Below are 26,954 nucleotides of genomic sequence, written 5' to 3' on the forward strand. Positions count from 1 at the left end.
TGCCTGAATAAAAAACGAAAAATCTGGGGTTTTATGGGGTCATTTCGTCAAAAGAAAAGCGACCATAGCATTAAATCTGGTTTTATGGTTTGCCAAATTTCTGGTTTAAAGCTTCAGTAATTACTTCAGTCATGGTGATGCCGTTTCGTTTAGCCTCTGCCGCCCAATGCTGCCTGAGAGACTTAGGAACCTTCACACAAAGATTCACCATTTTTTCGGTCTCGGTGGACTGATCAGATTGCTGATTATTTTGTTGGTCAGATATCTGGCTTGCTGGTTTGCTGGTTTGTTTTGCTCTGCCGATGATGTCTCCAAATTTGCCGCTCATTTTTTTAATACCTCCATAATTTCTTTACCCAGCGCCTCAAAGTCATTCCAAGGAATTTTATCTCTACCAGACATCTGGTTTACTGGTTTACCAGCTAAAGCCGCTTTTTGAAAAGCAGCACTACGGCGAATCAAGCTCTGAAAAGTAGGGACACCGTTTGCGATTAACTCATTACGCATCGTTTCTCCCTCCTTGCTGGGGTAGGGTGGCACAATGGTTAGTAACGCTCGGTATCTTGCATCTCCCACATCATTGGCGATCGCCAGCATCGGTTCTAGACTGACTACATCCGGGGTCGTTGGCAAGATGAGTAGGTCGCAACCCTTAGCCAATTCTTGAAGGTCATCACTATTTGGTGTTTATTTAGCAATGGACCCGTTTTGGTCGCTAAGCAATTCTGGAGGTCAACTTTTGAGTTCCTAGAAAGTCAGAATACTGTCCCACTTCTATGTTTAAATGGGACAATTATTCTTGCCAAACCCACTATTTATAAGACTTCTAGACTTTTTGGGTTATTGCTCTAAGCATCATAAATGGGACAGTTATATATTTGCTGAAGAATACGGTTTGTCAAAGTCGAACTTTTAATGAGTTATTATACTCATGCTTGAAAAGTTTATATATCAATGGTTTTAGCCTTAGCGACCAAAACGGGTCCATTGCTAAATAAACACCGTTACTGATTTATTGATTTTGACCGCTTGCACAAAATAATTTACATACCCGTACTTTCGCGCTGCCCTAATTCCTACATTCCGCAGGTTAAAAAAATTGGAGAACGGATCCTGGAGGCAAGGTCATGGTTATTGATCTTCTTCATTTTTTTGATCATCAAAATCATTAGAAGCAGTAGAGGTTATGCGATCGCCCCCGTCCGTCCCCGGAATTCAAATTTATCTTGTCCCTTATCTTGGACTCTCATAAAAACATAAAAAAACGCCGCCTTTGGGGGGAGATGCTTGAATTTTCGAGCAATCTTTACGGCTTTGCTTTCATCAGGATATCTTCTGAATAGAGGATTGAGACGATACTTTTTATAATCGATGCTTGCTGTTTAAGTGCGTTCTCTTGTCCAGTTAGTTGAATTTTAATTATTGGCAATGATATGTATATCAACTTGGGGTAATGCTCTCATTAGCTGCTGTACAATAGAGCCTTTGAATAATAATTGAAATCGGGAGCGACGAGTTTCCCCTAAAACAATTTGAGTAATACGTTCTTGGGTTGCGATTTTGACGATTGTGGTAACAATATTCGGTGATTCTATCCTTAAGAATTCCCCTGTAAATTCTTGACATAATCGTTTGCATGTCTCGATATGTAATGCTTCTGATTTTGATAAAAATTTACCCGCAGGTGCTACAAATAACACAAACAATTGTCCATTCATATGATTGGCAATTCGAGCGCCCCGGCGTAAAAGCTGAATAGAATTTGGGTAAGTTGAAATACATACTAAAACCCGTTCTCGAATATTGTAATGGAGATTTTTAGTTTCAGAAATGGATTCTTCTTCAATGTTATCGGCAATTTCACGTAGCGCTAATTCTCTTAAAGCAATTAAATTACTACGACGAAAAAAATTTTGTAGAGCTTGATCAATTTTTTCAGGCGCATAAATTTTTCCTTCCTGAAGTCGTTCTTGTAATGTTTCTGGGGTTACATCAACTACAACAATTTCATCAGCATCATCAATGATTCGGTCGGGAATGCGTTCTCTTACTACAACCCCAGAAATGCGATATACGAGATCATTTAAGCTTTCTAGATGCTGAATATTAACCGTTGAATAGACATCGATTCCGGCATTTAGAATTTTTTCAACATCTTGATAACGTTTTTCTTGTTTAGAGCCGGGTATATTCGTGTGAGCTAGTTCATCTATCAGGACTAACTGGGGCGATCGCCTTAAGATTTCCTCGGTATCCATTTCTTGCAATAAAACATTTCGACAATAAACTTGTTTACGAGGAATTAGCTCTAAGCCTTCAGCTTTCAGGGTTGTTTCCTCCCGCCCATGGGCTTCTAATAAGCCAATAGCCACATCAACACCATCTTGCTTAAGGGCATGTCCTTCTTCGAGCATTCGGTATGTTTTACCAACTCCAGGGGCCATGCCAATAAAAATTTTGTGTTTGCCTCGACGGGGGAGTATTTGGTAGTTAGTAGCGGCGATCGCAGTAGGGTTGTACATCTAAAAGAGCAAGAGGATAGTCAGAGAATATGCAGGCTAGAAAGTTCCTGTTTTCAAAGCTTTAGAGCTGATCAAGGGCCAAATTAAGGGTGACTGTGTTGACAGCAGGTTCACCAAAAATTCCTAAGAATCGTCCTTCGGTATTCTGTTCAATTAAGATTTCTAAGTCATCAGGGGAAAGATTACGAGCGGCGGCAATCCGGTCGATTTGAGCGATCGCACTAGTAGGAGAAATGTGGGGGTCGAGGCCAGAGCCAGAACTGTAGAGCAGGTCAGCAGTCGGCTCAAGATCGGCAGCCCGCAGGATTTCGGCTCTTTCCTTAACCAATGCAAACAGGTCAGGATTACTGGGAGCTAGGTTCGTCGCTCCGGATAGTCCGGTAGGGGCGGCATCTTCGCTGATACTGTAATTGACTGCGCTAGGGCGACCCCAGAAATAGTCTTCGCTACTAAAGGCTTGACCGATGAGGCTAGAGCCAATGACTTGCCCTTGGTTATTCACAATTAGACTGCCGTTGGCTTGGATTGGAAAAAGGCCCTGACCGATCATGAAAATCAGCAAAGGGTAAATCAAAGCAGTAAGTAACCAAAGAAAGACTGTAGTACGAATGCTAGTGGCAATCTCTTGAATCATGATTTTTAAGGGGATTGAGGTTGATAAAGAAAGGGTTGGAAAGTTAATCAGCAGAATTTTTGTTTTTTTCGGGATGTCGGCGACGGTGGCGATCGCGAATTCTGTCTAGTTCTGCTTGGCGGATTTGGCGATTCATTCGAGCGAGTCGAATCTGTTCGCGGATCTGATTAATGAGTCTTTTTAGCATGATCAAAATTTCTCCGGTTTCAGAATAACGGTAGTGAGATAGGCGGCAAGACCAATGACCACCAGACCGAGAAGACCGAGGGCGTAGGCATTCCCCCGACTGAGGCTACCAGTTGCGGCATAGAGGGCAGGGGCGATCGCCAAGTTTAAGCACAGAGCCATAAACAGCCCCAAAGCAAACCGGGTGCGGCGTTGTAGTAGGCGCTCTAGCCAGTCGTTACAAATTTCAAAGGGGCGTAGGGTAAATCTATTCATCAACAGATCTCCAAGTGTATTTTTAGGAAGTGGTGGAACGGTTATCGCTAAAGGACATCGTCAAAACGAGGACGAGCCTTCAAATTAGTGGTGGCGCGCTCTAGGTTCATGTCAGCAGGTTGATAGGTCGGATCGAGTCCCAAGGCAGCTCGGTAAAGTTTGAGGGCTTCTAGGCGATCGCCCAAATATTCAGTAATCAAACCCAATAAAGTAAGAGACTCTGGCTGTTCCGGAGCCTGCTTCATCGCTTCACCAATAAGCTTGCGGGCTTGGTCAAAGTTTTTTTGTCGAGCACACTGGCGGGCTAGTTCGATCAGCTCATTAAAGTCATCTGTGAGTACTCCAGCAGCAGGAGAACGATTCAAGGCTTCAGCAACGACGGTGCGAATATGATCAGGCTCAAAGGGACGTTGGAAATAACCATGGGGTTCATGAATGAAATCCACCGCCCCCTGTTTCATAGCATCAACAGCCTCTTCCAAGCTGCAATGGTCACAAATCATCACCACGCGGATGCTGGGATAAAGCGAGAGTAGTTTTCCTAAGTACCCGCCTTCAACTTGTTGAGCAATGGCGAAATCTAAAATTACTAGATCAATAGTCTGATGTTGTAACTGCTCAAAAGCAGCTTCCCAATTCGCTGCCCCACAAATGCGGTAGCCTTCCGGTTGCAGAAAATTCGTCAATATTAGTCGGGTTGCTTTCTCGTGGTAAACGATCAAAATAGTCGCCGAGGTCATAGCACTTTCCATCGGGGTAAGCTCCGCTGAAGATATTTCAGATTTACTAGACGCTTGAACATTCGAAGATTCGGACATTAACGGTATATGAAGAAAAAAGACCATGATGTAGAGCCCTTTAGGCCAAACCAACTCTGCCAACAACAACATCGATAAGCTTGATGGCGATAAAGGGCGCGATGACTCCACCCAGACCAAAAATCAGCATGTTGCGCTGCAGTAGTTGGTTAGCTGTCAAAGGACGAAACTTCACTCCTTTTAAAGCCAAAGGAATCAGAGCTGGAATAATTAGAGCGTTGTAGATGAGAGCAGACAGAACAGCCGATTGAGGGCTATTCAGCCCCATAATGTTGAGGGCGCCGATGCCCGCCGCTGCAAACATCGCTGGGATAATGGCAAAGTATTTAGCAATATCATTGGCAATGGAAAAAGTGGTCAACGCGCCGCGCGTAATCAGCAATTGCTTACCAATCGTGACTAGGTCAATTAGCTTGGTGGGGTCAGAGTCAAGATCGACCATGTTTGCGGCTTCTTTAGCAGCTTGGGTGCCGGAATTCATTGCCAAACCAACGTTTGCTTGGGCTAAAGCTGGGGCATCGTTGGTGCCATCCCCTGTCATGGCTACCAGTTTGCTTTGTGCCTGTTCCGCCTGAATGACCTGAATTTTATCCTCAGGGGTAGCCTCAGCAACAAAGTCATCGACACCAGCTTCACGGGCAATCACTTCAGCGGTAATACGGTTATCCCCTGTCAACATGACGGTACGAACTCCCATCCGTCGCAGTTGGTCAAACCGTTCATGAATGCCGGATTTGATGATGTCTTTTAGGTAAATTACCCCATAAATTTCATCATCTTGACAGAGGGCAAGGGGTGTACCACCTAAGCGAGAAACCCGCTCAAAAGCTTGATCTAGAGTTTCAGGGACTGTACCACCACGGGATCTTACAAAGCCGCGAATTGCATCCACCGCTCCTTTGCGAATTTCGCCACCATCGGTTAAATTTATGCCGCTCATGCGGGTACGGGCAGAGAAGTCTACTGCTTCCGCCGCATCTTTGTCGAAGGCGATCGCGGCTCCTTGCTGCTGCGCTAATCGCACAATGGACTTTCCTTCAGGGGTGGTGTCAAAGATACTCGCAGCCAGCGCCACCGCTGCGACTTTCTCTAAACTATGACCATTCAAAGGAATAAATTCCTCGGCCAGACGATTACCTAGGGTAATGGTGCCAGTTTTATCTAACACCAGAGTATTGATGTCGCCGCAGGCTTCCACCGCTCGACCAGAAGTCGCCACGACATTAAACTGTGCGACGCGGTCCATCCCGGCAATGCCGATCGCGCTCAGTAGTCCACCAATCGTAGTGGGAATCAACGCCACCAGCAGCGCGATCAAAATGGCTACGCTGACGGGACTGCCAATATAGGCGGCTGGAGTCGGTAGAGTGGCGACGACAATTAAAAATACCAGGGTCAGCACCGCTAGTAGTACCGTCAGGGCAATTTCGTTTGGGGTTTTACTGCGTTCGGCTCCTTCGACTAAGGCAATCATGCGATCAATGAAGCCTTTACCTGGGTCGGCGGTTACTTGAATGATCAGCTCATCGGAAATAATTTTGGTGCCACCCGTGACGGAACTGGCTACATCTGAACCTGCTTCTTTTAACACTGGAGCAGATTCCCCAGTAATTGCTGATTCATCCACGGAGGCAACGCCGTCGAGCACTTCGCCATCGGCGGGGATAATATCGCCTGCGATGACTTTGATGCGATCGCCCCGGCTCAAACTGGTGGAATAAACCTCCTCAATGGAGCCATTAGCTAAAATTTTGCGAGCGGTTGTCTCTGACTTCGTAGAGCGCAGCGCATCCGCCTGAGCCTTACCCCGACCTTCGGCTACTGCTTCAGCGAAGTTAGCAAAAACAACCGTAAAGAACAGGATGATGGCAATTAAACCATTAAACAAAACTGAGTTGTCCGGCACAGAGCCAAAGAGATTTGGGTTGAAAGTCAGCAAAATCGTGATGATCGTGCCCACCCACACCACAAACATGACGGGGTTTTTGATCATCACCCGTGGATCAAGTTTGTAAAACGCTTCTTTAAATGCCCGCTGGTAAAGACCTGACATATCGACTTTTGGGGTGTGTCGTCGCCCCTCGCGGGGTCCACCGGGTTGATGGCGGGGTTGTATGGAACTGGTCATGGCTAGTAATGGGTTAAGAAACTAAAGATTAACGGTGTTCAGCGAAGCAATTACTCATCAAGGGTTAGAGCCCAGCCGTAACTTCAGCGGCGGCTTTGGCGATCGCAAACCCTTCCGCAATCGGTCCCAATGCCAGCACCGGCAAGAAAGTTAATGCTCCAAGAATGAGGATGGTGCCTGCGGTTACACCTGTGAATAAAAAGCTGTCAGTGTAAAGAGTGCCAGCTGTTTCTGGGACTGATTGTTTCTGGGCCATGCTGTCGGCCAGATAAATCAGGGCAATGATGGGCACATAACGACCAACGATTAACGAAAAGCTCGTGCTCAGATTCCACCAGAGAGTGTTATCTCCTAAGCCTTCAAAGCCGGAACCATTATTCGCAGCAGCAGAAGCATACTCATAAATCACTTGGGAAACGCCATGAAAGCCAGGGTTACTGATGCCTGCCAAAGCTTCAGGAAAAGCCAGGGTAACCGCGCCGGGAATCAAAATGGCGATCGGGTGAGCCAGTAAGATGATGCTAGAAAGGACAATTTCCCGTTTCTCGATTTTGCGGCTGAGAAATTCTGGGGTGCGTCCAACCATTAACCCGGTCAGGAAAACAGTCAAAATCAAGAAAACGAATAGGTAGGCGGTACCTGTACCCTGTCCCCCCCAAATAATTTGCAGAAATATATCCGAGAGGGTGGCAAACCCACCAGGGGGCATCAAAGAGTCATGCATCCCGTTGACCGCCCCACACATAGTTCCGGTCGTAGACACTGCCCAGAGTGCAGTAAGTGCCCAGCCAAAGCGTACTTCTTTACCTTCTAAGTTGGGAACTTGTTCACCCAGAATGTTGTTCACCAGCGGATTACCGACATACTCACCGTAAGCAGTGATGCCCACCATAAGAACATAAAAGATAAAGACCATGCCAAAAATCAGCCAGCCCTGACGGGGTTTACGCGCCATAATGCCGTAGGTCAAAATCAGTCCTGCTGGAATGATCAGCATGATAATGTTAGTAAATAGATTTACAAAGTTATTGGGATTTTCGTAGGGGTGGGCCGAGTTGATCCCAAAAAAGCCGCCGCCATTTTCACCTAATTCTTTAATGATTTCAAAGTGGGCGACGGGGCCCCGGGCGATGTATTGAGTTGCACCTTCTAAGGTTTGGGCAACGGCTGGCCCGGCGAATGTCTCCGGTACACCAGCAATCACTAGGACGATCGCCCCCACAATCGAAATCGGCAGTAAAATCCGTGTGATTGATAAAGTCAAATCAACATAAAAATTACCGAGGGCATTTCCCGTCAAACCCCGAATAAAGGCGATCGCCACTGCAATCCCCGTTGCTGCTGAGGTAAACATTAAAAAACCCAGTGCCCCTACCTGGGAAAAGTAGCTGTAGGTGGTTTCACCGGAGTAATGTTGCTGATTTGTATTGGTGACAAACGAAATAGCAGTGTGCAGGGCCAAATGCCAACTGGGGGCCGTCAAATTAGTCGGATTTAGTGGCAATGCTCTTTGCAATAGGAAGATGAAGAAAACCAGAATCCCCATCACCAAGTTGCTTACCAGTACCGCACTGACATATTTTCTACCCGTCATCGAAGACTGATTAGCAAAGCCTCCAATGGTAAATAGCAATCGCTCTAACGGGATAGCAATAGGGTCGAGCAGGGTTTTCTGTCCCATAAAAACCCGTGCCATATACCTGCCTAAAAAAGGCGCAACTGACAGTAAAATTGCCAAGGCGATCGCGAGTTGAAAAAATCCCTGTGTCATGGGAAGAAACTCCTAACTAATAAGGGAAATAAAACGTTTGAATTTTGGAGTGTTTAAATCCCGTATTCATCAGTCTTAAGAATGGTTGATAACAACAACACTATTTCGCTTTTTTAATGGCTTTGACAAGGTATAGAGTCGAGTTTATGTGGGATTTATATCGCCAGGATTAGGCAGAAAAATTGGATTTGTTTAGAAGCGTTTAGACAAAGCCTATAAGTATTTATATCAAATGATATAAATTCAGCCTGTTTATCCAGTTCAACTCTTAAAATAAATAGATTGATAAATAATTTAAGTTGCCCAGTATCTTTTAATTCTTAAAGTAAGCCCAATTTCTCCTATGACCCGGTCTAAATCTGCCTCCTATTTTGATCAGTTAATTCAGGCCCGTCATCGCATTCATTGGCTGATTGGGGTCATCTTTATTTTGGTTATCCTGCTGGAGTACAGCACACCCCCGCCCTACATTTTTGGATATTTGTACGTCGGGGCAGTGCTTATCGCTAGCACCCGGCTCAGCCGTCGAGACACCATTTGGGTAACTGCTGTGGCGATCGCCTTTACGCTGTTAAATTTATTGATTCCGGGAATCGGCATGGTGACGCCTGCAACTGTCGCAAATCGTATGATTACGGTACTCGCGTTAGGGATTACGGGTTATTTAGGCGATCGCCTGCAAACCTATGAACAGGCCATTACGCGGCAACGATTACAGATCCAAGCCCAGGAGCAACTCGCCCGCATGCGGGAGGATTTTGTTTCGACCCTTACCCATGATCTGAAAACACCACTATTGGGGGCTCTGGAGACATTAAAGGCGTTGCGTAGCGAAAACTTTGGCCCGGTTTCCCTGGCTCAACACCACGTCTTTGACGTTATGACCCACAGCCATCAAAAGACGTTGCAACTGGTGGAAACGTTGATGGATGTTTACCGCAACGATGCTGAAGGGTTACGACTACATTGCCAACAAGTTGATTTACTCACTCTGGTTGAAGAAGCCGTGACGGATGTTGTTCCCCTCGCCACCTCGCGCCAAATTCATCTACGGGTGAGGGATGAAAATTCTGATTTTCGGCGGTCTTACTGCGTCAATGGGGATGCCTTACAGCTCTCACGGGTATTAGTCAATTTATTGTCAAATGCTGTCAACCATTCCCGACGCGGCAGTTCAGTACAAGTGGTCATGGGATCTACCAATGGTCACTGCCAAGTACAAATCATAGATGAGGGACAGGGTATTCTCGCTAATGAGTTGCCACATTTGTTTGATCGCTTCTACCAGGGTCAAGGCGATCGCCAAGCCAAAGGTACAGGATTAGGACTTTATCTTAGTCGCCAAATTATAGAAGCTCATGGCGGTACAATTTGGGCAGAATCTGATACTCAGGGCGCAATCTTTGCTTTTCGTTTACCTGCTTATATCAACCAGTTACCTATTTCTGTCACCAGCAAAACGACAGTATGACCTCACCTCTTAAAGTCTTATTAATTGAAGACGATGAGCTATTCCGGCTAGGACTAGCCACACGCCTCCAGCAAGAAGCACTGCTAGAAATCACCGCAGAAGCTGAAGATGGTGAAACAGCCCTTGATTTAATAACCAAGCAAGAATTTGACATTATCATTTTAGACGTAGGGTTACCAGGCATCGGTGGCGTTGAAACCTGTCGTCAAATCAAGCAGCAGCAGCCCCAATTACCCATCCTCGTGTTGACCTCCCATTCTCAACCCACCTTGATTAATCGCCTTATCGAAGCCCAAGCCCAAGGCTATTGCCTCAAAGGCGTGGACGCCGAGTCATTAATTTTGGCCATTCAGTCCGTCGCAGCAGGAGCTTCTTGGTGGGATGCCCAGGCTACTCAACAAATTCGCGCCCAGTTTCAGCAGCCCATGGCTGAAATGCCTCGATCCGTCCCGGCGCAAGATAATCCCCTAACCCAGCGAGAAGGGGAGATTTTAGCGCTGATTGCCAACGGTAAAAGTAATTCTGAAATTGCTGAAACCCTTTACATTGCCTCAGGTACCGTGCGCGTTCATGTCCATGCTATTTTGCAAAAGCTAGAGGCCCGCGATCGCACCCAGGCAGTTGTCATCGCACTGCGACATGGCTTAATTAAGACTGATAATCTGTCTAAAAATCCAGCGATCGATAGCTAAAACTTAATTTTTTCTTTTCTGTTACTTAAAATCACATTCCGTTGGAGCCTCTGGAAGTTTGAGGGTATTTAGCGGGTTATCGCACCAGACGAGGATATAACCTGCCGCAGAGGGTAATCAAAACGGTTGCACCGCCAAGGAGCACCGCAAAATCTGTGAGTAAGCCATAGCTCTCTACAGAGCCAACTAACATTAGGTTGCGCAGGGCATCAACAAGATAGGTGAGTGGGTTCAGTCGTGAGAGGAGTTGTAGCCATGGCGGCATGATGGAAATCGGATAAATGGCATTACTGGCAAAGAACAGAGGCATCATCATCAACTGGCCAACCCCCATAACCCGCTCGTGGGTTTGTGCCCAACAAGCCACCGATAGGGACAGAGCCGAAAAAAGAATGGCCCCCAGCATAACGGCGATCGCCACCCCTAATATGGCTAGCGGGTTCCAATCCAGATTGACCCCCAAGAAAATGGCTACCAAATAGACAATGACAAGCTGTGATAGGCATCGTACCCCGGCACCAATGGCCTTTCCCAGCACCAGAGCTGAGCGGGGAGCCGGACTCACCATTAGCTTGTGCAAGATACCTAAATCTTTCTCCCAGATAACAAGCAACCCAGTAAAAATTGACATAAACAAGACACTCTGGGCCAAGATCCCTGGTGTCATAAAGTCAATATATGTAAGATTGCCCGTGGGAATGCCTCGCACCTGAGTAAACACCTGACCAAAAATGGTCAGCCATAACACTGGCTGCACCGCTCGGGTAAAGAGTTGCACTGGGTCATGCCGTAGCTTGCGGATTTCTAATTCGGCGGTAACGAGGGTTTTGTGAAGAAATTCGGTCGTGGCAAACTGAGGGTGAGTGGGTTTAGCCCAGCCGTTTTGCAGTCCGTCGTGTGGTTGAAGTGTCATGATAGCCTCCGTCTGCTTGGGTGGTGAAATAGTCACCGGTGTAGTGGATAAATACGTCGTCTAGCGTGGCATCTGTCTGGGGAATGCCTGTTTTTAGGGTGCTGGGTGTGCCGATCGCCACCTGTTGTCCCTGGTAGAGAATGGCAAGGCGATCGCACAACACATCCGCTTCATCCATAAAGTGAGTCGTCAGAAATATGGTGGTATTGTGATCCTGCCGCAGTTGCAAAATCAGATCCCACATCGCTTTACGAGCAACCGGATCCAGCCCGACTGTGGGTTCATCTAAGAACAGCACTGGCGGTCGATGCAAGGTCGCCTGAGCAATTTCGAGGCGACGGATCATGCCACCCGAATAGGTATTGACCAAGCGGTGGGCCACGGTGTCTAAGCCCACATAATGGAGGGCTGTTCGGATTCGTTCTAGGCGCTGGCGACGACGAACCCCATAGAGTTTGGCTAAAATCAGCATATTTTCATAGCCCGTTAGGGTGCCATCCACCGAAAGTGCCTGGGGTACATAGCCGATCCGTCGTTGGACTTCCATCGGCTGACGCTGAACGTTGTATCCGGCGACCATCGCCTGTCCTGAACTAGAGGGCAGTAGCGTTGTCAGCATTTTAATCAGGGTGCTTTTGCCAGCCCCATTAGGCCCAAGGAGACCAAAGACTTCCCCTGGCTCGACGGACAAACTAAAAGTATCCACAGCAGCTCTGAGGCCGAAGCGTTTAGTTAAATTGTGGGTGGTGATGACGGACATGGGAGGAATGAGTAAATTAATAGGCGTAGGGTCTGGGAATTGGGGAGCTTGTGGTATGAGATTTCTCTTCAGTCAATACCAGGTAGAAAAAGCGAGTCTCATCGCTGTCTATTGAACAGCTACTTCTCAGCAAAAATCCCCTCTAAGATGGTGAAGCCTTGCATCATTTGAGCCGTTTGCTCTGCTGATAACCCTTCTAGGCGTTGGGTGACACTGGCTAGGGTGGCCCCATATACGCGATCCAATTCAGCGATGCCGTGGTCGGTCAGGCTCAGGGCAATGCGCCGCCGTTCGTGTGGATCTTGTTGGCGTTGGACTAAATTACGCTGGACTAACCGCTCAACCATGGCCGACATCGTCGGACGGGTCACATCTAGATAGTCAGCAACCTCCGATAGGGAGGCTTGGGGTTGCCGATTGAGAAAATACAGCACTCGGAGTTGAGATAGGGAAAAATGGGGCTGCCCATGGGCGCGGAGTTCGGCTCGTAAAAAGCGGGTGACCACCGGAATAACGGTCATGAGACTAGCGGCACAAAGAGATGAAGAAGAGCTTTGAGTATTCATTGTGAGGATAGATTGCCACCCAAACAGTTAGGTTGCCTAACAATTAGTTTAGCGCAATTATTTACGAATCGCCCTCTACGGTTACAAATCGCGCATGGCGCACGATATTTCAAGAACTAGGGTGAAAATGAAAAATCCTTGGGCTGTTGGATACCCAAGGAAGTCTGTCAGTGTTTGTGTTCTATATTTTGTGCGCCGAAGAAAATCAGGCCAATGCCGATTAGGATCGAGATGGCTCCTCTGATGGAGTGTCTGATGGGGTATTTGATGATGGTTTGGATTAAGGCGATCGCCTAAGTTAATGCCTTAGTTAAATCTCAATTTCCTCAGTGTCAGACTGCGGTTGTTTTTTGTGAGTCCACTGTACATAAACCAAGAGAATCGTTAATAACAAGTAGCCTGCTGCCCAAGTCGCGCCTGCTCCCCAGCCAATGCGTAAAATCGTGTCGCCAGGTGTCCACTGGTAAGCATGGATTAGCCCTAACCAAGACAACACTGCCGCTCCCAACGTCCACAGCGCCGCTTTGCCAAATTCCTGTTCGATAATATGCACAGTCATCGCCGCGAGGATCATGGCCGATAAGATCAAACCTTGTTCTAGTGCAAAAGCGCCCGTAATAAAAGTATCGCTGGCTTCAAAGCCTGATATTAGTGCCTCGCTGAAAGGAGCATCCGGATTACCCAGACCTGCTACTCGTAGGGTATTTTTGGCAATGAGTGCTCCCCAAGCAGCAATCCCTGGCAAAAGACCCATTACCACTGCCGGGGCGTGATGTAATGGGGTTGCCGTAAAGCTCTGGGTAACAATAACAATACCAATCCACAGGACAATTGCCATGCTGCTATCGACTGGAATGAAATAATTCAACAAACTGATGGTGCCGGTGAGACACAAAATTCCCATAACTAAACCATTTAGCCAAGAATAGCCAATGCGTGCTCCCATATCCTTCCAGCCAGGATGACCAATATAAATTGTGGTCGGAAAGCAGGAACCAAAAAGCGCGGCCACCAGGGTGCCAATCCCATCAACCGCGAGGGCTGGAGTCGCTGGAAACTTATCTCCCGCCGCTTCCGCACTTTCAAGGTTTTGCAGACTACCAATCAAGCTAAAAAGTCCCATGGGTAAAATGATGCTGAAATAAGAAATTAGCTCAGTGCGAGCTTCCCAGAGATTACCGAGCCACAATTGAGGTAGATAAAATTGAATGGGGGTAATCACTGTAGAAAATTGACCGCCATCCCAACTCAGGAGGCCAGTTGCCCAAGCTAGGGCAGTGCCAAAGATGATCGCCAGTAATCCCCCTGGCAATGGAAAATTTACTTTGCCGTAGTAGGTAAGCAAGATGATACCCAACGGCAAAAAAGCAACCACAGGATGGGCATAAGTGCGTAGCATAAACCCAAGAGAAATAAAGGTGAGGGCAATGCCTGCCAAGGTCGAAAGGAGGGCTGCTCGGGGAGCAAAGCGCCTTAAATAGTCGGCAATCCAAGCGCCCCCTAGTTCAATAATGCCGGATCCAAGACAGGCAATAATACCTGCTTGCCAAGCTAATTCTGCTGCTTGTTCGGAACTGGCGCCATTGGCGATCGCCTGGAGACGGACAGGCAACATCACGAGAAAAATATAAGCAAATAAACTGATGGTATTGATGCCATAGGGAAGGGCAGTAATATCGTCCCGCTGTTCTGCACAACCCTGCTTATAGGCGAGCCAACTGTAATAAGCATTGCCGACGATTAAGCTAAGGGCACTACCTGGCAAAATGCGGCCATAAAGCAGTTCGGCCGGAAATTGCAGCACCCCTTGAGTCAGACTAACAATAACTAGGATTTGGACAAAATTATTCAGTGCGAGGCCAAAAAAACCATCGAGATCACGACGGACAAACCAGTGGGGTTTGATAGTTCCCCCAGGAACGGTAATCATAGAGTAATCTTTGAAAAGTTGGACACTCTCTACTGTAAAACCATTTCTGAGAAATACAGTCTATTTTGTTGATCGTCATGCTTCGGGAAAAATTTAGCTTTTGAAGGCGATCACACAAGTTTAAATTACTTCCATCGAGACTGAACAAACTTTTGTTTGGAGTCAACAGAATAGACTTTTGGCAATATCCCTGAATTAGCTATAAGTCATGCAAACCCCAAATTGCACCCTAATCACCATAAAAATGCTGTGGGATTAAAAAATTAAAAGTAAAACTTTATTTAAGATAATACTAAAGGGGGGGATTGATAATGAATTATGGTGATGGATAAAATTCCACAGTAATCTAATGTGATTGACTATACATTTAGAGAAAATTAAATTATTTTTCACAAACCAAAATATACTTTGCCATCCAGTAAAATTGTAACCTATTGTGTTCTCGTCATACTTTTGCTTGACCTTACTAAATATAGAAGCAAGACATCCTGTCTCTTTATCTTTACCTTATAAGCAGTCGCTGAGAAAACCTAAGTATTTTCCTGGGATTTCCGCGTATTTTCTCCAAGATTTAAGGCAGGCTTTACTGTTTCTTTAGGAAACTAGGAGATTATTTTGTTGGATAAGTTTTTAAAGTGTATGACAACTAAACCTAACTCAGCTCAAAATCTGTAGCTTTCTTTAAGGCAAAATTTCAATTTAGGTGTCAATTTGAACAATGTTGATGGTACGAAAGATAGCGTCACTATTTCGAACCGCTTCTATTAGCGGCATTTTTTGAGAGCTCGATGTTATTAGTTTCATCAGCATAGATCATATTGACCCCAAATATAATCGTCGAATTTAGGATACCTAAAACTACCTCCTAACTTCGATGAACATTTTGGCAGATGAGTGATTAGAAGAATCGGCATGCAACTTTGAAGTCCTTGTATTGTGAGGCGATTCCCTCAGACTTGCAAATTAACAAATGCAATGATGCATGAGGATTTTTCATTAATCATGGCTTTTCTCAAATTAACAAAACGTTTCCGATTTACCCGATTTAACTTAATTCAAATTCAAAGGGAGAATTTAACGTGACGGCTACGATTTTGTCCGCAGGTGATATTGCTATCATCAGTTTTAATTTTGATAACCCTGACGAGTTTGCTTTTGTCCCTTTAATTGATCTGGGAGCTGGCACAGAGATTAACTTTACTGATAACGGCTGGCAAGCGGCTGGTATGTTCAGATCCAATGAAGGTACGTTTACCTGGACTGCACTCACAGATGTTGATGCTGGGACAATTATTAATCCTGTTGTTAGTGGTATTTCGTTCTCAGCTTCTGGTGACCAAATTATTGCTTACCAAGGAGATGCAAGCAGCCCCACGTTTATTTACGCTCTCAATAGCGAAGGTAATCCTGGTGTTTGGCAATCTGATTCTACTAACTCCAATACGTCTGCTCTACCTACAGGATTGGTCAATGGCGAAACTGCAGTTGCTTTAGACGAAATTGATAACGCCATTTACACAGGAATCACGACTGGAACCAAAGCAGAATTACTTGCAGCCATTAGCAATAAATCTAACTGGTCTGGAAATGACAGTACGAGACAAATACTGCCTGCAAATGCTTTTAGTGTAAGTAGTATTAGCGATGATGATCCTTCTCCCTTGACCCTGATCAGCACGATTCAAGGAAATGGTGACGTGAGTCCCCTGGAAGGCGAACTGGTCACCATTGAAGCCGTAGTGGTCGGCGATTTTCAAGATGGCGATGCGGGTACAAACGGTGATTTCAATGGCTTCTTTGTACAAGAAGAAGATGCTGACGCTGACGGGGATGCGGCTACTTCGGAAGGACTGTTTATCTTTGACGGCAACAGTCCGATTGTAGATGTGAACGTTGGTGATATTGTTCGCGTGACGGGTACAGTGAATGAGTTCTTCGGAGAAACTCAACTTTCAGGAGTGACAGTCGAAGTCATCAATAACAGTGACAATAGCAACCAGGTGACTCCAGCCACGTTGACATTTCCGGTCGCGGAGACAGTGACCAACAGTGACGGTGCCCTGATTGCGGATCTGGAAGCCTATGAAGGTATGTTGGTCACCATTCCTCGGGAATTGACCGTGTCCGACCTCTTTACACTGGGCCGTTTCGGCGATGTCGGCCTCTACGCCGATGGCCGATTAGAAACTTATACCCAGACTAATATGCCCAGCGTTGACGGTTTCCAAGCTTACCAAGACCTGGGTGTACGCAACACGGTGATTTTGGATGATGGCAGTACTGCTCAAAATCCGGCAGTGATTCCGTTCGAGATTCCCTCTGAACCAGGAGATGCGGCAGGACAACTGGATGCGAATGACGATTTGAATGTGGGCGACACAGTGACTGGTCTCACTGGGGTAGTGCGGTTTAGTCGCGGTTCCGGAGGCTCTGGTGACGAAATCTATCGCATCAATCCCGTTGATACCGTGGAGTTTGTTAACACTAACCCTCGTCCGACCGAAGCTCCAGATGTTGGCGGTAGCCTTAAGGTCGCATCCTTTAATGTCTTGAACTTCTTTACCTCACTGGGCGATGAAAACTTGACGTCTGGACCCGACGGCCTCGATCCCCGGGGTGCTGATAACCAGGAAGAGTTTGATCGTCAGGTGGCCAAGTTAGTCTCAGCGCTAGCGGAGATTGAAGCAGATGTCTTTGGTCTAGTCGAACTCGAAAACGAGTTTGGCGATGTCAATGGTGACGGTGAGTTTGCGATTGGCTTTCTAGCTGATGCCCTGAATGCAGTGATTCCGGGGGCGAACTATCAGTATGTGGATCCCGGTACGGACTATGTAGGAACAGATGCGATCGCGGTGGGTTTCATTTACAACGCAAATACGGTCGGCATTGCTGAAGGTACGACAGTCGCAGTTCTTTCTGATAGTGATCTCGCAGGGCTCGGTGTTGACCCAGGTAACCCCGTATTTGATGGCTCTGGCACTAGCCGGAATCCTATCGCTGTCACTTTTGAAGAGTTAGCGACCGGGGAAACCTTCACGGCAGTCAACAACCACTTTAAGTCCAAAGGCTCAGTAAGTCCCTTTGGGAATAATGCCGGGACGGGTGACGGCACTGGCAACAATAATGAGGCCCGTCTGCAAGCAGCGATCGCAGTAAATGCTTGGTTAGATACTGATCCCACCGGTTCCGGTGACAGCGACTTCCTGATTCTGGGTGACCTCAACGCCTATGGAATGGAAGATCCCATCCAATATCTGCTAGATGAAGGTTATGTGGATACGATTGAAAAATTCCTTCCTGACGGTGAAAGCATCTACTCCTTTGGTTTCCCACTAGATTTGGAAACGAGTCCCCAAGTTCAAGCGTTTGGTGCCTTGGATTATGCATTGGCGAATGAATCTCTTGCATCTCAGGTCGTGGATGCCGCCGAATGGCACATCAACGCCGATGAAGCTTCTGCATTTGATTACAACACCAACTTCAAGCCTCAGGCGCAAATTGATGGGCTGTTTGGAGCAAATCCATTTCGCTCTTCTGACCACGATCCATTAATCATCGGCCTGGATCTGTCATCAGAGCCTGAAGTTTTCACCCTAGAGTTGCTCCATGCGGCTGATCAGGAGGCTGGCGCCGCTGCAGTTCAGGATATTCCCAACTTCTCCGCCGTCTTGAATGCGCTCCGTGCTCAAGACCTGGGTAATGACGGCATTGTCGATAACACCTTAACGTTGTCCTCCGGTGATGCATTCATTCCTGGCTTGTTCTTTGATGCTTCTGCAGCTGCTTTTGGTTCTGGGGGTATTGCTGATATCCAAATCCAAAATGAATTGGGTTTCCAGGCGATCGCCCTCGGTAACCATGAATTCGACTTCGGTACCGAAACCCTAGCTAGCTTAATTGACGGCTCTGCTCCGGGAAGCATCTTGGGTGAAGATTTCACTGGGGCTAACTTCCCCTATCTATCCGCTAACTTAGACTTCTCCACCGATGCAAATTTGGCTCCTTTAGCTGTTGTAGGTGGTCAGGCTCCTCAAGCCAACGTTGTTACTTCTTCCACAGTGATTGATGTCAATGGTGAGGATATTGGTGTCGTGGGTGCGACCACACCAACCCTGGACAGAATCTCGAACTCTGGTGATGTGGGCATTTTCCCATCTGATTTTGACTTAAATCCTACTCCAGCACAGTTGGATGCTTTGGCCGCAGAAATTCAGGCTGAGGTTGATGCTTTGTTGGCTGCAAATCCCGACATGAACAAGGTTGTACTGTTGTCTCATATGCAACAGCTCAACATTGAGCGTGCTTTGGCAGAGCGGTTGGTTAACGTTGATATCATCGTTGGCGGCGGTTCCAATACTCGCCTGTTTGATGAGAACGATCGTCCTCGTGCAGGGGATAGTAATCAAGGTGACTATCCTGAGTTTATCGACAACGCAGGTGGAACCAAGACTGCACTGGTCAACACAGATGGCAGTTACAAATATGTAGGCCGCTTGGTGATTGACTTTGATGCTGACGGTAACATTATCCCTGAAAGCTACGACCCAACAGTATCTGGGGCTTATGCGACCGATGCTCAAGGTGTAGCCGACCTCAACGCTGAGAATCTGGTTGACCCTGAGATTCAAGAAATTGTGAACGCGATCGAAGCTCAAATTCTTGCCACTGAAAGCAATGTTTTCGGTATCTCTGATGTCTTCCTCAACGGCAATCGCTCTGGTCTTGACACGCCTGAAGAAACGGATGGGGTGCGGACACAGGAAACCAATCTGGGTAATTTGACTGCTGATGCAAACTTGGCGATCGCCAAAGAATTCGATTCCGAAGTAGTTGTATCCATCAAAAATGGTGGCGGTATCCGCGCTTCCATTGGGCAAGTTGTTGTCCCTGCTGGCGGTACTGAAGCCGTTCGTTTGCCTAACGAAGCAGTGGTTGACAGTGACGGTAACGTTGTTAAGCCTGAAGGTGGCATTAGCCAGAACGACATCCAAGCGGCTCTGGCCTTTAACAATGGCTTGACCTTGCTAACCCTGACAAAAGCTGAATTAGTGGCGGTGCTTGAGCATGGTGTAAGTCTCATTCCTGGTGTTGCGGGTCAATTCCCTCAAATCTCTGGCGTTAAGTTTTCCTATGACCCAGACCTGGCTGAAGGCGATCGCATCATTAGTGCTGGCATCTTTGATGAAAACGATGACCTTATCGCTGAACTGGTGCGCGATGGCGAAATTGTAGGCGATGCTAATCAGACCTTCCGTATTGTCACCCTCAACTTTTTAGCAAGTGGTGGTGATGGCTATCCATTTCCCACAGGTGACTCAGTCAACCGAGTTGATCTCACTGACCTTGATGGCGATGGTCAAGACGACAATCAGCTAACCGGGGATGCCACCTTCGCAGCAGATGGAACTGAACAGGATGCTCTAGCTGAGTATTTGCTAGATAACTTCAGTACTCCAGAAACAGCATTTGCTCAAGAGGATGTGGGCCGTACTCTGGATGAACGTATCCAAAACCTCAACTTCCGTGATGATGGTGTACTTGGTGAATCTACTAATGGCCAGGTTATCTTTAGAGCGATAAATTTAATTTCCTCTATTTTTCAAAGAGTTTTGGGGCCATTTGGCAACAATGTGAATCTGGGCAACATCCTCTTCAGTGATGAAGAAGGTTTTGAAGATAGCTTTGATATCTTCAACACAAATTTACGGCAGCGTATCCTGGGGAATCGCAACAACACCACTTCCTTAAATAACCTGGATAACCAGATGTGGGGCCGCAATAACTCGGATGATGTGATGAACGCCTTGGGCAGTGACGATTCCGGGTACGGCCAGAGTGATGATGACATCCTGCGCGGCGATCGCGGCAACGGCATCCTGAATGGTGGCATAGGTGATGACATTCTCACGGGTGGCAAGGGTCTAGGAACCTTTGTCCTCAACTCCGGGGCAGGCGTTAATATCATCACTGACTTTGAACTCGGCATTGACCGTATTGTCTTAGGCAACTTAAGCGTTAACGAAGTTCAGTTGGCTGACACATCTACTAACACTATGATGTCGGCCAGTCCCAGTGATCTACTGGGCATCTTTACCGGTGCACAGCTCAGTGGTTTTGAAAGCGAGGTTTTTGCATAAGTTAACCCTGAATTAAAGTTCCAGGGATGAACAGTATCTGTCCTCCCTGGAATTTACTTATTAGTCAGGCACTGTTTACCCAAACGCAATAACGGAGTCAACGCATTTTTGATTCATTCTCGAACCTTCTTGAAAGTTTTGAAGCGTGATTGCTGACATAAATCCTGCCCAAGTCTTTTAAGTTTTGTACGAAATCTCTGGAGAGATTCTCTATCCTTAAATAGGCTTTATAAAAACCGAAGAATACCTAAAACCCTACTATCTTTGGCCTTAATGAATAAATTTATTTCATCCTTATTCACCCCCTTTACTTGTATCTAGAGGAGAAAATTCAAAGAAAAAATACACACCCCACTATTCAGCATAAAAACTACATATTGCACCTTCAAAGACTTCTGATTAAATAGACTGGGCTAGCCCATAATTTTTTTTAATTTAGCATAAATCTTTTTAGACTAAAAGCTTGGTGTTATTGGGAAAAACTTTAAAAATAATAGACAAATTAAATTAATAAAATGCTTCAATTATTTTGACTGATTTTCACTACAGATACTATTTCGTCAAGGAAACTCGTTCATGAGAATTCGAATTAGAGAGCAAAACCTGGAACAAGATGATTTAATTAGGTTACTTGTCCAATATCAATTATTGCCCCAGTTAGCTAGAGAAATCATTCTTGATCAAGAAATTACTAGCTTAGAGGAAATAGAATATAACCCCGAAGATATCCAGATTGCAATCCAACAGTTTGTAAAAAAATTACAACTAAAGTCAGAAAGTCAATTACAAATTTGGTTGCAGAATAATGGTCTACAGCCAGAACAGTTATCGGTGATCGCAACTCGCCCCCTAAAAATTGAAAAGCTTAAACAAGTTAGGTGGGGAAATAATATAGAAGCTTATTTTATGGAGCGAAAAGATCAGTTAGATCGAATGATTTATTCATTAATTCGCACCCAGGATGCTGGGATTGCCCAAGAACTGTACTTTCGAATTCTGGATGATGCGACAGCATTTGCTCCCCTTGCCGGACAATATTCCCAGGGAGCAGAGGCGCAAACAGGGGGATTGGTTGGTCCCGTGGAAATGAGTACGCCCCACCCCCAAATTACCGCAGTTTTGAAAAATGCCCAGCCTGGAGCGTTAAAAGCACCGATGAAGATTGGTGAGTGGTATGTGGTGCTGCGCCTAGAAGAGTTTCTGCCGGCTCAATTAGATGAGTTAATGCGGCAACGACTCATAAATGAACAATTTGAAAAATGGTTAAGGGAATCCGTTAAAAATCAACTGACCATTCAATATTTAGAATAGCGATACATTAATTTAAATGTCTTTTTTCTTGTTCTAAAACTTAATTATTTTGCCCTATTTTGTCTCGCATGAAACTGCCTTATCTAGAATTTTTAAGTCAAACCTCACCTTTTAATCAGTTATCGCCGGAATTGCTGGCACAGCTAAATGGAAAATTAACTCCGTTTCGCTATCGTATGGGACAACCGATTTTACAGCGGGGGAAATTGTTGCATCAGGTGTCGATTATTTATCAGGGTCAAGTACGTTTACTGGGATATGATCCACGCAATCAAGCACCGATGACCCTGGGTTTGTTGCAGAAAGGGGGCGTAATTGGGTGGGTGAATGCGGCGCGGGGGGTTGCCTGTGAAACGGCGATCGCCTCCACGGAAGTGATTTGCTTGACTTTGACAAGCCAGGAATTTTTAGCGTTACTTAGTCAATCGCCGGAACTCCATCAAGCATTGAGCAAACACTGCTCGATGGTAGAAGCTTTCGATTTGCTTAGTGATTATTGTGCGCAACAGGCCAAGGTCAATGGCAACCTCAAAGAGATTATCCATGGGGCATCGGCCCAAGCGGAAGTGTATCAGTTAGCAGCGGGCTCCTATGATCCGACCAGTCCGGAGGTGAGCTCTCTAGAATTAGGCAAGATATGGTTCTTTAGTGGTGGTGGGACTTTGCTCGGTTATGGGCCCGGCGATCGCCTCCAGTTAGAAAAGCTGCAAACCATTGAAGTGAAAGGGATTCAGCCCGCCCGTTTGGTGGGATTTCCCGAATCGGCATGGACACATTTACTCGAAGATTTACAGCCAGAGCCGGAACCGCCGCCGCCAGTGGAATTGTTGCCTGATCCCTTTGACAATGGACAAAAGCCAGAGGAAGAGATCCCCTACGCCCCCGTGGAGATTGTGGGCTTGGCACCGGAGACTCCGGACGAAACAAACCCCAAAACCTATCCATTTATCAAAGCAAAAACAGAAAAAGAAGGGGCGATCGCCTGCTTTCAGATGTTGGCGCAATACTACAAAATGCGCTTTAAGGGCGACATTATCCGCCGCGTTGTGGACGAACAATTCAAACGCTATGATGTTTTGTCGTTGCCCAACTGTGGGGCGATCGCCGAGCTGATGGGACTCAATGCCCAACTGGTGAAAATCCCGACCAAAACCGTTACCCGGCTCACTGTGCCCCTGATGGTGAAATGGCGCGACAGTTTAGCCGTGGTCTATGAAGTGGGCGATCGCCAAATTACCGTGGCAATGCCCAATATGGGCTTAGTCAAACGCAACCCCCAAGACTTTATAGAAGGATGGGGTGATAAAAATGGTTTAGTCGAAGTTGTATTACTGCAAAAAGGCAAATATACCCCCGAAGAACGCTTTGGTCTTAGTTGGTTTATTCCCGCCATTAAAAAATATAAATGGATTTTAATTGAAGTTTTAGTGGCTTCTTTTCTAGTACAACTTTTTGCCCTAGCGAACCCCCTGATTATTCAGCAAATTATTGATAAAGTCATCGTTCAACAAAGTGGTGATACCCTGCAAGTATATGGCACATTGTTGTTGATTTTAGCTGTCTTTGAAGCAGTTTTAAGTAGTTTAAGAACCTATCTTTTTGTCGATACCACTAACCGTATTGATATGAGTTTAGGTTCCGAAATTATCGATCATCTGTTCCGTTTACCTTTGAAATATTTTGAAAAACGACCTGTCGGGGAAATTTCCACTAGAGTTGGGGAATTAGAGCAAATTAGACAATTTTTAACAGGCACAGCCTTAACAGTTGTTCTCGATGCCATTTTTTCCGTGGTCTATATTGTCGTGATGTTTTACTACCACGGCAAATTAGCGGCGGTTGCCCTCAGCGTGATCCCTATTTTTATTGTGGCGACCTTGATTTTCTCCCCGATCATTCGGCGGCAACTGCGGGAAAAAGCCGAGAAAAATGCCCGGAGTCAATCCTATTTAGTGGAGGTAATGACTGGGGTGCAGACGGTAAAAGCTCAAAACATCGAACTGCGATCGCGCTGGAAATGGCAAGAAAAATATGCCCGTTATGTGTCAGCAGGTTTTAACACGGTGATTACTTCAACGGCATCCAGTTCCGTGAGTAATTTTTTAAATAAACTGTCGGGGTTGTTGGTGCTGTGGTATGGGACATCGCTGGTATTAGAAGGGCCGGATGTCTTAACCCTCGGACAATTGATCGCCTTTCGGATCATTGCCGGATATGTGACTTCGCCGATTTTGCGGTTAACCCAGCTTTGGCAAAATTTCCAAGAGACATCTATTTCCTTAGAACGCCTTGCTGATATTGTCGATCATCCCCAAGAGGGCGAGGAGGATCGCGAGAATATTCCGATGCCGCTGATTAAAGGGGCAGTGACCTATGAAAATGTCAGTTTCCGCTTTAAAAAGCATGGGGCGTTAAACCTGAATAATGTGAATCTGTATTTTCCGGCGGGAACCTTTGTGGCGGTGGTGGGGCAGAGTGGTGCGGGAAAAAGTACCTTAACAAAATTGCTTTCGCGACTGTATGAACCGGAAGCGGGGCGAATTTTAATCGATGGCTATGATGTGAATAAGGTGGAGTTGTATTCGTTGAGGCGGCAAGTGGGGGTTGTGCCCCAAGAAACGCTGTTGTTTGAGGGAACCATTCAGGAAAATATTGCCCTGACAAATCCGGAGGCGGAACCAGCGGAAATTGAATACGCGGCACGGGTGGCAGCCGCCCACGATTTCATTATGGAAGCTCTGCCCAATGGCTATAACACGCAGGTGGGGGAACGGGGGGCGGCACTCTCTGGGGGACAAAAACAACGGATTGCGATCGCCCGCTCGGTGTTACAGCGTCCGCAAATTTTGGTGTTGGATGAGGCGACCAGCGCCCTCGATTATTTAACGGAGCGGGAGGTGTGCAATAACCTCAAGGCGGCATTTCACGATACGACGGTGTTTTTCATTACCCACCGCCTCGACACGATTAAAGATGCCGATGTGATTGTGCTGATGCATGAGGGCTGTGTGGCGGAACAGGGAACCCACGACGAGTTAATGGCAATGCGGGGGCGATATTACAGTCTTTATCAGCAACAGTCCCGCAGTGAGGCTTAATTTGCCTAATTTCTCTGATTTATTTTGATTCTCTACTATTGACCTTTTGCAAAGGCGATCACTAAACCCATGACCCAAACTACTTCTAACTCCAATTTTTCTGAAGATGCTATCCGCAAAGCAACCGAGCAACCTGACTTCGATCAGCCTGTGGTGTTGCGCCAATCTCCGACCCTCTCCCGCACTATTATCTGGGTGATCCTTGGGGTCACTGTTTCCACTGTCGCTTGGGCGGCGATCGCCAAAATTGAGCAGGTGGTGACTGCCACCGGACAACTGCAACCCCAAGGCGCAGTCAAGGAAATCCAAGCCCCGATCAACGGTGTGGTGAAGGAAGTCTTTGTCGAAGATGGCGATAAGGTCAAAAAAGACGAACTGCTATTAACTTTTGATTCCGATGCCGCCGCCGCCAGCAAAAAATCCCTCCTCGCCATCCAAAAATCCCTCACCCAAGAAAATCAACTTTACCGTGCCATCCTCAGTAATACTGCCAATATCCAGGCTTTACAACAGCAGCTCATCCGTATAGATCTACCACCAGAGGTGAGGGCTTTGGCACTCAATCGTCTCAGTTTGATCAGTGAAACCCAAGTACTCCGGGCCCAGATTGGTGAAAATAACAGTCCTCTCAGTGCTAGCCAAGCGGCCCGGGTATCGGCGGCTCAACGGGAGACCCAATCCCGTGTGATGGCATCCCAACTCGAATTAGAGCAATTACAGCAACGGTTAGCCCAAACGAGATCACAACTGGCTAATGCTCGAACACAACTCACCATCGATCAACAGATGCTTGCGGATATTCACGATCGCAACCAGCAGACCTTAACCCAAGCAAAAGAAAGCCTAGACATTGAAACTAAAATTTTAAATCGCGTGCAGAACCCTGAACTGGCCGGAGCTATCCCAGCTCTACAAATTGAGCGCCAAAGACAGCAGGTCGGCGATCGGCAAGCCCAACTGATTGAACAGCGTTCTAGTGGTGAAATTGAACGTAAACAACAACAGCAGCAAATCGATAATCGCCGTGCCGAAATCGATCAACTCCTCAGGGAAGAACAACGGCTACAACTCGATATTCGTCAAGCCAATGCAGAGCTCACTAATGCCGAATCGTCTGTTGAGCGCTCCCAACGGGAGCAAGTGGATGGGGCTCAACAACGCCTAGCCGCCATTGATAGTGAACTCAACAAAATGATTGTTGAAAACAGCAAGCGTCTATCAGAAGTTGAGAGTCAACTGGCCCAAGTCAACGAAACCCTCAAATATCAAGGGGTGACAGCTCCCATTGCAGGAACTGTCTTTGATCTCCAAGCTAGTCCTCGTTTTGTTCCCCGTGCTGGTCAGGCTGAGCCACTGCTCAAAATTGTCCCCGATGATGCTCTGGTGGCTGAAGTATTTATCACAAACCGTGATATCGGCTTTGTCCTGGAGCGTTTCCAAGCAAAACAAAAAACTACCCGGCCAGTTAGTGCTGATATTCGAATTGATTCATTTCCGTTCAGCAAATTTGGTGACATTGAAGGGGAGGTCATCAGTGTTGGTTCCGATGCCTTACCGCCTGATGAGATTTATCCTTACTACCGTTTCCCCGTGGGTATCTCTTTAGAGGAGCAAAGCCTGGATGGGCTGCCCTTACAATCCGGCATGTCTGTGAGCGTCAATATCAAAATTCAAGAAAAGCGCTCGGTATTGAGTTTGTTGACAAATCTATTTAACAAGCGCGTTGATGATTTCAAACGGCTACGGTAACTGAGCTAAAAAA

At 46.5% G+C, this 26,954-nt stretch carries 19 protein-coding genes; 6 read left to right on the top strand and 13 right to left on the bottom strand.

What is annotated here, in order from left to right; genetic code table 11:
* Positions 1-82: 82 nt before the first annotated feature.
* The 9 genes from AWQ24_RS15270 to kdpA all read right to left on the bottom strand — a co-directional run bounded on the left by AWQ24_RS15270 (position 83) and on the right by kdpA (position 8,314).
* On the bottom strand, positions 83-328 hold the full coding sequence (locus tag AWQ24_RS15270) for a hypothetical protein (RefSeq protein WP_065717518.1): 246 nt from the start codon (positions 326-328) through the stop codon (positions 83-85).
* Entirely contained in the window at positions 325-633 is a 309-nt protein-coding gene (locus tag AWQ24_RS15275) for a ParA family protein (RefSeq protein ID WP_232318927.1), read from the bottom strand. The genes AWQ24_RS15270 and AWQ24_RS15275 overlap by 4 nt, the downstream gene beginning before the upstream one ends.
* A gap of 782 nt (positions 634-1,415) precedes the next feature.
* A complete protein-coding gene (locus AWQ24_RS15280) occupies positions 1,416-2,522 on the bottom strand; it encodes a sensor protein KdpD (protein WP_012305531.1) in 1,107 nt (368 codons plus the stop codon).
* Positions 2,523-2,583: 61 nt separating this feature from the next.
* Complete coding sequence (gene kdpC, locus AWQ24_RS15285; protein ID WP_065717519.1) at positions 2,584-3,156, bottom strand: K(+)-transporting ATPase subunit C; 573 nt, start codon at positions 3,154-3,156, stop codon at positions 2,584-2,586.
* Between the two features lie 43 nt (positions 3,157-3,199).
* Entirely contained in the window at positions 3,200-3,343 is a 144-nt protein-coding gene (locus tag AWQ24_RS16335; protein ID WP_156785490.1) for a hypothetical protein, read from the bottom strand.
* A gap of 2 nt (positions 3,344-3,345) precedes the next feature.
* Positions 3,346-3,597 (bottom strand): potassium-transporting ATPase subunit F, encoded by a 252-nt coding sequence (locus AWQ24_RS15290; RefSeq protein WP_012305534.1) that lies wholly within the window; start codon positions 3,595-3,597, stop codon positions 3,346-3,348.
* Positions 3,598-3,644: 47 nt separating this feature from the next.
* On the bottom strand, positions 3,645-4,349 hold the full coding sequence (locus tag AWQ24_RS15295; protein ID WP_232318928.1) for a response regulator: 705 nt from the start codon (positions 4,347-4,349) through the stop codon (positions 3,645-3,647).
* 106 nt (positions 4,350-4,455) lie between these two features.
* Positions 4,456-6,543: a potassium-transporting ATPase subunit KdpB gene (gene kdpB, locus AWQ24_RS15300; protein ID WP_012305536.1), complete on the bottom strand. Its 2,088-nt coding sequence runs from the start codon at positions 6,541-6,543 to the stop codon at positions 4,456-4,458.
* 64 nt (positions 6,544-6,607) lie between these two features.
* Positions 6,608-8,314: a potassium-transporting ATPase subunit KdpA gene (gene kdpA / locus AWQ24_RS15305; RefSeq protein ID WP_065717521.1), complete on the bottom strand. Its 1,707-nt coding sequence runs from the start codon at positions 8,312-8,314 to the stop codon at positions 6,608-6,610.
* Positions 8,315-8,657: 343 nt separating this feature from the next.
* On the opposite strand from kdpA, the gene AWQ24_RS15310 reads away from it, so the two are divergent.
* Positions 8,658-9,785: a sensor histidine kinase KdpD gene (locus tag AWQ24_RS15310; RefSeq protein WP_012305538.1), complete on the top strand. Its 1,128-nt coding sequence runs from the start codon at positions 8,658-8,660 to the stop codon at positions 9,783-9,785.
* A complete protein-coding gene (locus AWQ24_RS15315; protein ID WP_065717522.1) occupies positions 9,782-10,477 on the top strand; it encodes a response regulator transcription factor in 696 nt (231 codons plus the stop codon). The genes AWQ24_RS15310 and AWQ24_RS15315 overlap by 4 nt, the downstream gene beginning before the upstream one ends.
* A 76-nt stretch (positions 10,478-10,553) precedes the next feature.
* On the opposite strand, the gene AWQ24_RS15320 is transcribed toward AWQ24_RS15315, so the two are convergent.
* From AWQ24_RS15320 to AWQ24_RS15335, 4 genes are all read right to left on the bottom strand, one after another.
* On the bottom strand, positions 10,554-11,390 hold the full coding sequence (locus AWQ24_RS15320; protein WP_065717523.1) for an ABC transporter permease: 837 nt from the start codon (positions 11,388-11,390) through the stop codon (positions 10,554-10,556).
* Complete coding sequence (locus AWQ24_RS15325) at positions 11,347-12,150, bottom strand: ABC transporter ATP-binding protein (RefSeq protein WP_065717524.1); 804 nt, start codon at positions 12,148-12,150, stop codon at positions 11,347-11,349. Before AWQ24_RS15325 ends, AWQ24_RS15320 begins: the two co-directional genes overlap by 44 nt.
* A 119-nt stretch (positions 12,151-12,269) precedes the next feature.
* Positions 12,270-12,716 (bottom strand): MarR family winged helix-turn-helix transcriptional regulator, encoded by a 447-nt coding sequence (locus tag AWQ24_RS15330; protein ID WP_065717525.1) that lies wholly within the window; start codon positions 12,714-12,716, stop codon positions 12,270-12,272.
* Positions 12,717-13,026: 310 nt separating this feature from the next.
* Complete coding sequence (locus AWQ24_RS15335) at positions 13,027-14,646, bottom strand: NCS2 family permease (protein ID WP_012305543.1); 1,620 nt, start codon at positions 14,644-14,646, stop codon at positions 13,027-13,029.
* 1,079 nt (positions 14,647-15,725) lie between these two features.
* On the opposite strand from AWQ24_RS15335, the gene AWQ24_RS15340 reads away from it, so the two are divergent.
* From AWQ24_RS15340 to AWQ24_RS15355, 4 genes are all read left to right on the top strand, one after another.
* Positions 15,726-20,783 (top strand): ExeM/NucH family extracellular endonuclease, encoded by a 5,058-nt coding sequence (locus AWQ24_RS15340; protein ID WP_065717526.1) that lies wholly within the window; start codon positions 15,726-15,728, stop codon positions 20,781-20,783.
* Positions 20,784-21,359: 576 nt separating this feature from the next.
* The gene (locus AWQ24_RS15345) at positions 21,360-22,094 is read left to right on the top strand and encodes a peptidylprolyl isomerase (RefSeq protein ID WP_065717527.1); all 735 of its coding nucleotides are present in this window, start codon (positions 21,360-21,362) and stop codon (positions 22,092-22,094) included.
* A gap of 68 nt (positions 22,095-22,162) precedes the next feature.
* On the top strand, positions 22,163-25,192 hold the full coding sequence (locus tag AWQ24_RS15350; RefSeq protein WP_065717528.1) for a peptidase domain-containing ABC transporter: 3,030 nt from the start codon (positions 22,163-22,165) through the stop codon (positions 25,190-25,192).
* Positions 25,193-25,261: 69 nt separating this feature from the next.
* Positions 25,262-26,941, top strand: coding sequence for an HlyD family efflux transporter periplasmic adaptor subunit (locus tag AWQ24_RS15355; protein WP_065717529.1), 1,680 nt, complete (start codon positions 25,262-25,264; stop codon positions 26,939-26,941).
* The last annotated feature ends 13 nt before the right edge of the window (positions 26,942-26,954 follow it).

The sequence above is a fragment of the Picosynechococcus sp. PCC 8807 genome (assembly GCF_001693295.1).
GTDB lineage: Bacteria > Cyanobacteriota > Cyanobacteriia > Cyanobacteriales > MRBY01 > MRBY01.

Excerpts from the sequence above, each read along its gene's own strand:
- AWQ24_RS15330 (WP_065717525.1), bottom strand. The coding sequence starts at position 12,716 with ATGAATACTCAAAGCTCTTCTTCATCTCTTTGTGCCGCTAGTCTCATG.
- AWQ24_RS15335 (WP_012305543.1), bottom strand. The coding sequence starts at position 14,646 with ATGATTACCGTTCCTGGGGGAACTATCAAACCCCACTGGTTTGTCCGT.
- AWQ24_RS15315 (WP_065717522.1), top strand. The coding sequence starts at position 9,782 with ATGACCTCACCTCTTAAAGTCTTATTAATTGAAGACGATGAGCTATTC.
- kdpA (WP_065717521.1), bottom strand. The coding sequence starts at position 8,314 with ATGACACAGGGATTTTTTCAACTCGCGATCGCCTTGGCAATTTTACTG.
- AWQ24_RS15270 (WP_065717518.1), bottom strand. The coding sequence starts at position 328 with ATGAGCGGCAAATTTGGAGACATCATCGGCAGAGCAAAACAAACCAGC.
- AWQ24_RS16335 (WP_156785490.1), bottom strand. The coding sequence starts at position 3,343 with ATGCTAAAAAGACTCATTAATCAGATCCGCGAACAGATTCGACTCGCT.
- kdpB (WP_012305536.1), bottom strand. The coding sequence starts at position 6,543 with ATGACCAGTTCCATACAACCCCGCCATCAACCCGGTGGACCCCGCGAG.
- AWQ24_RS15325 (WP_065717524.1), bottom strand. The coding sequence starts at position 12,150 with ATGTCCGTCATCACCACCCACAATTTAACTAAACGCTTCGGCCTCAGA.
- AWQ24_RS15355 (WP_065717529.1), top strand. The coding sequence starts at position 25,262 with ATGACCCAAACTACTTCTAACTCCAATTTTTCTGAAGATGCTATCCGC.
- AWQ24_RS15295 (WP_232318928.1), bottom strand. The coding sequence starts at position 4,349 with ATGGAAAGTGCTATGACCTCGGCGACTATTTTGATCGTTTACCACGAG.
- AWQ24_RS15290 (WP_012305534.1), bottom strand. The coding sequence starts at position 3,597 with ATGAATAGATTTACCCTACGCCCCTTTGAAATTTGTAACGACTGGCTA.
- kdpC (WP_065717519.1), bottom strand. The coding sequence starts at position 3,156 with ATGATTCAAGAGATTGCCACTAGCATTCGTACTACAGTCTTTCTTTGG.
- AWQ24_RS15310 (WP_012305538.1), top strand. The coding sequence starts at position 8,658 with ATGACCCGGTCTAAATCTGCCTCCTATTTTGATCAGTTAATTCAGGCC.
- AWQ24_RS15320 (WP_065717523.1), bottom strand. The coding sequence starts at position 11,390 with ATGACACTTCAACCACACGACGGACTGCAAAACGGCTGGGCTAAACCC.
- AWQ24_RS15345 (WP_065717527.1), top strand. The coding sequence starts at position 21,360 with ATGAGAATTCGAATTAGAGAGCAAAACCTGGAACAAGATGATTTAATT.
- AWQ24_RS15280 (WP_012305531.1), bottom strand. The coding sequence starts at position 2,522 with ATGTACAACCCTACTGCGATCGCCGCTACTAACTACCAAATACTCCCC.
- AWQ24_RS15350 (WP_065717528.1), top strand. The coding sequence starts at position 22,163 with ATGAAACTGCCTTATCTAGAATTTTTAAGTCAAACCTCACCTTTTAAT.